Source organism: Micromonospora sp. NPDC023814 (assembly GCF_040639595.1).
Classification (GTDB): Bacteria; Actinomycetota; Actinomycetes; order Mycobacteriales; family Micromonosporaceae; genus Micromonospora.
The window spans coordinates 1-8,344 of sequence record NZ_JBFAAF010000134.1 but is presented as its reverse complement, the minus strand read 5'-3'; the positions used below and the strand labels follow the sequence as shown (position 1 = coordinate 8,344).

The 8,344-nt window shown below is 73.7% G+C and carries 1 protein-coding gene; it reads right to left on the bottom strand.

Annotated features, from left to right (window positions below; all coding sequences use genetic code 11):
- On the bottom strand, positions 1–8,344 hold an 8,344-nt coding region (locus AB0G14_RS34010; protein ID WP_357704640.1), incomplete at both ends, for an SDR family NAD(P)-dependent oxidoreductase.

Below are 8,344 nucleotides of genomic sequence, written 5' to 3'. Positions count from 1 at the left end.
GTCAGCACACTCTGCGGACCCACCTCCAGGAACGTGTCCACACCAGCGGCGCGCAGCGCGGCGACCCCGTCGGCGTACCGCACCGCCTCACGGACATGCCGCACCCAGTAGTCGACCGTGCGGATCTCGTCCGGGTCGGCCAGCGCACCGGTCACGTTCGACACCACCGGCAGCAACGGCGCCGCGAACGTCAACCCGCCCAGGACCGCCCGGAACTCGGCCAGCATCGGCTCCATCAACGGACTGTGGAACGCATGACTCACCGTCAACCGACGAGTCCGCACGCCCCTCTCCCGCCACGCCCGCTCGATGCCGTCGAGAGCCTCGACCGCCCCGGACACCACCACCGACGTCGGCCCGTTGACCGCCGCGATCCCGACCCGATCCGTGAGGCCGGCAATCGACTCGACCACAGCCGCCTCGGCAGCGGCCACGGCGAGCATCCCGCCGCCGGCCGGAAGCGCCTGCATCAACCGACCCCGCGCCGCGACCAACGCGGCGGCGTCGGCGAGGGACAGCACACCGGCCACGTGCGCGGCCGTAATCTCACCGATCGAGTGACCGCCCACGAAGTCCGGCACCACACCGAACGACTCCACCAGGCGGAACAACGCCACCTCGACCGCGAACAGGCCCGCCTGCGTGAACACCGTCTGGTCCAGCAACGCCGCCTCGGCCGTGCCCGCCTCGGCGAACAGCACCTCCCGCAACGGACGCGGCACCAGCGGATCGAGCTGCGCACACACCTCGCCCAACGCGGCGGCGAAGACGGGGAACGCCTCGGACAACTCCCCGCCCATGCCGGCACGCTGCGCACCCTGGCCGGAGAACAGCAGCGCGAGCTGACCGCGTGCGGCGGCGGAGCCGGTGACGACAGCACCGGAGGGCTCGCCCGCGTCGAGGGCCCGGAGCGCGGAGAGCAGGCCGTCCCGGTCTGCCACCACGGCGACGGCGCGCTGTTCCAGCGCCGGTCGGGTGGTGATCGAGGACCAGGCCACGTCCAGCGGGCGCGGGGCCTCGTCGGTGGTCAGCCAGCGCGCCCACCGGCCCGCCTGGGCCGCCAGGGCCGCGTCGGACCGGGCGGACAGCAGCACCGGCACCACCGGCGGCAACTCCCGAGCGACGACCTCGCCCTCCACCACCTCCGCCGGCGGCTGCTCGATGATCACATGCGCGTTCGTACCGGAGATGCCGAACGACGACACCGCCGCCCGACGCGGCCGGTCCACGGCCGGCCACGGCGTCGCCTCGGTAGCCAGGGCCACCGCACCGGACGTCCAGTCGATGTGCGGCGACGGCTCATCCACATGCAACGTCGGCGGCACCAGACCATGCCGCATCGCCAGCACCATCTTGATCACACCGGCCACACCGGCCGCCGCCTGCGTGTGCCCGATGTTCGACTTCACCGACCCCAACCACAGCGGCCGATCCTGCGGCCGATCCTGCCCGTACGTCGCCAGCAGCGCCTGCGCCTCGATCGGATCACCCAGGGTGGTGCCCGTGCCGTGCGCCTCCACCGCATCCACGTCCGCCACTGTCAGCCGGGCGTTCGCGAGGGCCTGCCGGATCACCCGCTGCTGCGACGGACCGTTCGGCGCCGTCAAACCGTTCGACGCGCCATCCTGGTTCACCGCCGTGCCCCGCACGACGGCGTAGATCCGCCGGCCCTCCCGCTCGGCGTCCGACAGCCGCTGCACGAGCAGCACACCGACGCCCTCGGACCAACCCGTGCCATCCGCCGACGCGGCAAAGGACTTGCACCGACCGTCCTGCGACAGACCCCGCTGACGCGAGAACTCGATGAACGTCCCCGGCGTCGCCATCACCGTCACACCACCGGCCAGCGCCAAGTCACACTCACCGCTGCGCAACGCCTGCGCCGCCAGGTGCAGCGCAACGAGGCTGGAGGAACACGCCGTGTCGACGGTGACCGCCGGGCCTTCAAGGCCGAACGTGTACGCCACCCGGCCGGACAGCACGCTGCCCGAGGTGCCGGTGCCGACGTAGCCCTCCACCTCGCCTGGCTGGTCCATCAGGCGGGAGGCGTAGTCGTGGTACATCACCCCGGCGAACACGCCCGTCCGGCTGCCCCGCAGGCCCGCCGGGTCCAGACCCGCCGACTCGAACGTCTCCCACGACGCCTCCAGCAGCAGCCGCTGCTGCGGATCCATCGCAAGGGCCTCCCGCGGCGAGATCCCGAAGAACCCGGGGTCGAACTCCGCCGCCCCATACAGGAAGCCACCGTGCCGGGTGTACGACGTGCCGCTGCGGTCCGGGTCCGGGTCGAACAACGACTCCAGGTCCCAACCCCGGTCCGCCGGGAACTCCGAGATCCCGTCACCACCGACGGCCAGCAACTCCCACAACTGGTCCGGGCTCTCGACGCCACCCGGGTAGCGGCACGCCATGCCCACGATCGCGATCGGCTCGTCGGTGCCGACGACCGTGCCGGCGACCAGGTCGGCGGTCGACTGACGGACCCCGGCCAACTCCGACCAGAGGTGGTCGGCGAGCACCGCCGGGGTCGGGTAGTCGAACACCAGAGTCGAGGCCAGCCGCAGCCCGGTGGCCGCGTTCAGCCGGTTACGCAGGTCGACGGCGGTCAGCGAGTCGAAGCCCAACTCCCGGAACGCCCGGTCCGCCGGCACCGCCTCCGCGCCACCGTGCCCCAGCACCTGCGCGACCAGGCCCCGCACCAACAGGTCGACCTGGGCCCGGCCCTCGTCCTCGGTCAGCCCGGCGAGCCGGTCGGCCCACCCGCCACCTCCCTGCCCCGCCTGGCGGCGGGTGCTCGTCACGCCGATCAGGGTGCGCAGCACGGCCGGCACAGGGCGGCCGGCGGTCGCCGCCCGCAACGCGGGCACGTCGACCACGGCCGGCACCAGGGCCGCCCGATCCGCCACCAGGGCCGCGTCGAACAACTCCAACGCGACCTCGGCACTCATCGGCGTCAGACCCGCCCGCGCCGACCGCGCCCGATCCGCCTCGTCGAGCGAGGCCGCCATGCCCGCCGTGTCCCACATGCCCCACGCCAGGCTCACCGCCGGCAACCCGAGCTGCCGCCGGTACACCGCCAGCGCGTCCAGGAACGCGTTGCCTGCCGCGTACGCCGACTGACCCGGCGAGCCCAAGGTCCCCGCCACCGACGAGAACACCACGAACAGATCCAGTCCCAGACCCGCCGTCGCCTCGTGCAGCAGCCAACCGGCCGACACCTTCGGCGCCAACACGGCCCCGAGCCGCTCCGCGGTCAACCCCTCGACGACCCCGTCGTCCAACACACCAGCCGTGTGCACCACACCCGCCAGCCGGCCCTCGGCAGTGATGTCGGCGACGAGCGCGTCGACCTGGTCCCGGTCCGTCACGTCACACGCCACCACCCGCACGGCAGCGCCCAACGCGGTCAACCGCTCCGACAACTCCCCAGCGCCCGCAGCCGACGGGCCCTGCCGCGACACCAGCACCAGCGACCGCACACCCCACGACGACACCACGTGCTCCGCCACCAGCGCACCGAGGGCACCCGTGCCGCCGGTCACCAGTACCGCGCCGTCACCCAGGTTCGGCGTCTCCGCCGCCACCGTGAGGCCCGCCCGGACGAGGCGGGGCGAGTACACCGCGCCCCTGCGGACGGCCAACTGACCGCCGGTCGTGGCCGGCTCCCGCAGGACCCCGTCGAGCGTGGTCACCAGCGCGGCGTCCAGGTCACCGTCGATATCCGCGAGGACGATGCGCCCCGGGTGTTCCGACTGCGCCGACCGCAGCAGACCCCACACCGCCGCACCCGCCAGGTCGCTGACCCGGTCCTCGGCACCGACCGAGACCGCGCCCCGGGTCACCACCACCAGCGTCGAGTCCGCCAGCACGTCGGCCGCCAGCCAGGACTGCACCGTCGCCAGCACGTCCGAGGTCACCGCCCGGACCGACTCCGGCGTCTCCGCTGCCGACTCGGACGCGGGGAACACGGGAAGCAGCAGCGCCCGAGGGACGGACTCCTCCCCCGCGACCGCCGCCACATCGGGGTACGCGACCAGCCCGACCCGTGCCGCCAGCTCGGCCGGCATCTCCCGGCCGTCCGCCAGCAGCGCCCATCCGGACGCCTCCCCGCCGGGGGTGACCTCCACGGCCGGCCACCGCAGCTCGAACAGCGACCGCGATGCCGCGCCCGGCGCGGCCACCCCGGTCAGCTCCCGCAGAACGAGGGAGTCCACCGACACCACCGGCGCGCCCGCCTCGTCGTACGCCGCCAGCCGCACCCCGGAACCGTTGCGGGTCAGGCGCACCCGCAGCACCCCCGCGCCCGAGGCGTGCACCTGCACGCCCTCGAACGCGAACGGCACCCGCGGCCCACCCGACTCCTGCGAACCCAGCAGCCCGATCGGGTGCAGGGCCGCGTCCAGCAGCGCCGGGTGCACCCCGAAGCCCGCCGCGTCGCCGGCCACCTCGTCGGGCAACGCGACCTCGGCGAACACCTCGCCACCGCTGGTCCAGGCCCGCCGGAGCCCCTGGAAGACCGGCCCGTACGCCAGGCCGTGCTCCGCCAGCGCCAGGTACCACTCCGCCAGGTCCACCTCGGACGCCCCTGCCGGGGGCCAGGTGACCATGTCCGGCTCGTCGGCGGTGGACGACTCCAGCACGCCTTCCGCGTGCCGGGTCCAGCCGGCCTCGGGGTCGTCGTCGGGGCGGGAGTAGACGGCGACGGTGCGGTGCGCGGAGTCGACGACCCCGTCCACCCGCACCTGGATCCGCACGCCCCCGGTGCCGGGGACGACCAGCGGGGCGGCCACGGTCAGCTCCCGCAGCCGGGAGAGGCCCACCTCGTCGCCGGCGCGCACGGCCAGTTCGACCAGCGCCGTGCCCGGGACCAGCGTCACGCCGGAGACGGCGTGGTCGGCCAGCCAGGGGTGCGTGGCCAGGGAGATCCGGCCGGTCAGGACCATCTCGTCGTCGCCGGCAAGGTCCACCGCCGCGCCGAGCAGCGGGTGCTCGGCGCGACCGAGTCCCGCTCCGGACACGTCACCCATCCGCGCCCGGTTGGCGGCGGGCCAGTAGCGCTCGTGCTGGAAGGCGTACGTGGGCAGGTCGACGCGGCGCGCGCCGCTGTCGGTGAACCACTGCCGCCAGGTCACCGGCACGCCGTGCACATGCAGCTCGGCCAAGGCGTGCAGCAGCGCCTGCGTCTCCGGCCGATCCTTGCGCTGGACGGCTACGGCCAGCACGGCGTCATCCTCGGGCAGGATGTCCGCCGCCATCGCCGTCAGCACACTCTGCGGACCCACCTCCAGGAACGTGTCCACCCCGGCGGCCCGCAACGCGGCAACTCCGTCGGCATAACGCACCGCCTCACGGACGTGCCGCACCCAGTAGTCGACCGTGCGGATCTCGTCGCCCTCGGCCAGCGCACCGGTCACGTTCGACACGACCGGCAGCAACGGCGCCGCGAACGTCAGCCCGTCCAGGACCGTACGGAACTCGGCCAGCATCGGCTCCATCAGCGGGCTGTGGAACGCGTGGCTCACCGTCAACCGACGGGTTCGGACGCCCCGGCCCTGCCAGGTCCGCTCCACCTCGTCCAGGGCCTCGACGTCACCGGAGACCACCACGGCGGCGGGCCCGTTGACGGCCGCGATCCCGAGCCGATCGGTCAGCCCGGCGATCGATTCCACCACCGCCGCCTCGTCGGCGGCCACAGCGAGCATCCCGCCGCCAGCCGGAAGCGCCTGCATCAACCGACCCCGCGCCGCCACCAACGCGCACGCGTCCGTCAGGGACAGCACCCCAGCCACGTGCGCGGCGGTGATCTCACCGATCGAGTGACCGGCGAGCATGTCCGGCACGACGCCGAACGACTCGACCAGGCGGAACAGCGCCACCTCGACCGCGAACAGGCTGGCCTGGGTGAACACGGTCTGGTCCAGCAGCTCGGCCTCCGGGGTGCCCGCCTCGGCGAACAGCACCTCCCGCAGCGGACGCGGCAGCAACGGATCCAGCTGCGCACACACCTCGTCCAACGCCGCCGCGAAGACGGGGAACGCCTCGGACAACTCCCGGCCCATGCCGGCACGCTGCGCGCCCTGGCCGGAGAAGAGCAGGGCGAGTTGGCCCCGCTGCCCGGCTCCGCCGGAGACGACCGTACCGGCGGGGTCGCCGTTGGCGAGGGCGGTCAGCGCCGCGACCAGGTCGTCCCGGTCGACGGCGGTCAGGACCGCCCGGCGCTCCAGCGCGGGCCGGGTGGTGATCGAGGACCAGGCCACGTCCAGCGGACGCGGGGCCTCGTCGGCGGTCAGCCATCGCGCCCACCGGCCCGCCTGAGCGGCCAGGGCCGCGTCGGAGCGGGCGGACAGCAGCACCGGCACCACCGGCGGCAGCTCCCGAGCGACGACCTCGCCCTCCACCACCTCCGCCGGCGGCTGCTCGATGATCACATGCGCGTTCGTACCGGAAATGCCGAACGACGACACCGCCGCCCGACGCGGCCGATCCACCCGCGGCCACGGCGTCGCCTCGGTAGCCAGGGCCACCGCACCGGACGTCCAGTCGATGTGCGGCGACGGCTCATCCACATGCAACGTCGGCGGAACGAGACCATGCCGCATCGCCAGCACCATCTTGATCACACCGGCCACACCGGCCGCCGCCTGCGTGTGCCCGATGTTCGACTTCACCGACCCCAACCACAGCGGCCGATCCTGCGGCCGATCCTGCCCGTACGTCGCCAACAGCGCCTGCGCCTCGATCGGGTCACCCAGGGTGGTGCCCGTGCCGTGCGCCTCCACCGCATCCACGTCCGCCACTGTCAGCCGGGCGTTCGCGAGGGCCTGCCGGATCACCCGCTGCTGCGACGGACCGTTCGGCGCCGTCAAACCGTTCGACGCGCCGTCCTGGTTCACCGCCGTGCCCCGCACGACGGCGTAGATCCGCCGACCCTCCCGCTCGGCGTCCGACAGCCGCTGCACGAGCAGCACACCGACGCCCTCGGACCAACCCGTGCCGTCCGCCGACGCCGCGAACGACTTGCACCGACCGTCCTGCGACAGACCCCGCTGACGCGAGAACTCGATGAACGTCCCCGGCGTCGCCATCACCGTCACACCACCGGCCAGCGCCAAGTCACACTCACCCGACCGCAACGCCTGCGCCGCCAGGTGCAGCGCAACGAGGCTGGAGGAACACGCCGTGTCGACGGTGACCGCCGGCCCCTCCAGGCCGAACGTGTACGCCACCCGCCCGGACAGCACGCTGCCCGAGGTGCCCGTGCCGACGAAACCCTCGGCGTCCGGCGGCAGGTCCATCAGGCGGGAGGCGTAGTCGTGGTACATGACCCCGGCGAAGACGCCGGTCCGGCTGCCCCGCAGGCCCGCCGGGTCCAGGCCCGCCGACTCGAACGTCTCCCACGACGCCTCCAGCAGCAGCCGCTGCTGCGGATCCATCGCCAGGGCCTCCCGCGGCGAGATCCCGAAGAACCCGGGATCGAACTCCGCCGCCCCGTACAGGAAGCCACCGTGCCGGGTGTACGACGTGCCGCTGCGGTCCGGGTCCGGGTCGAACAACGACTCCAGGTCCCAACCCCGGTCCGCCGGGAACTCCGAGATCCCGTCACCACCGGCGGCCAGCAACTCCCACAACTGGTCCGGGCTCTCGACGCCACCCGGGTAGCGGCAGGCCATGCCCACGATCGCGATCGGCTCGTCGGTGTTGGCGGTGAGCACCGCCGTCCGGCGGGCGCTGATCTGTCCGGAGACCTGCTCGTAGAGGTGGTCGACGAGCACGGTCGGGGTCGGGTAGTCGAACACCAGCGTCGAGGCCAGCCGCAGCCCGGTGGCCGCGTTCAGCCGGTTACGCAGGTCGACGGCGGTCAGCGAGTCGAAGCCCAGCTCGCGGAACGCCCGGTCCGCCGGCACCGCCTCCGCGCCACCGTGCCCGAGCACCTGCGCGACCAGGCCCCGCACCAAAACGTCGATCTGGGCGCGGGCCTCGTCGGGTGCCAGGCCCGCCAGTTGGTTGGCCCAGTCGCCGCCGCGCGCGGCCCGTCGCCGGGCCGCCGTCGACCCGATCAGGGTACGCAGCACGGCCGGCACCGGGCCGCCGGTGCCGAGGCCCGCCCGCATCGCCGGTACGTCGATCACGGCCGGCACCAGGGCCGCCCGATCCGCCGTCAGGGCGGCGTCGAACAGCTCCAACCCGGTCTCGGCGCTCATCGGCGTGAGACCCGCCCGCGCCGACCGTGCCCGGTCCGCCTCGTCGAGGGACGCGGCCATGCCGGCGGTGTCCCACATACCCCACGCCAGACTCACCGCCGGCAACCCGAGCTGCCGCCGCCACACCGCCAACCCGTCCAGGA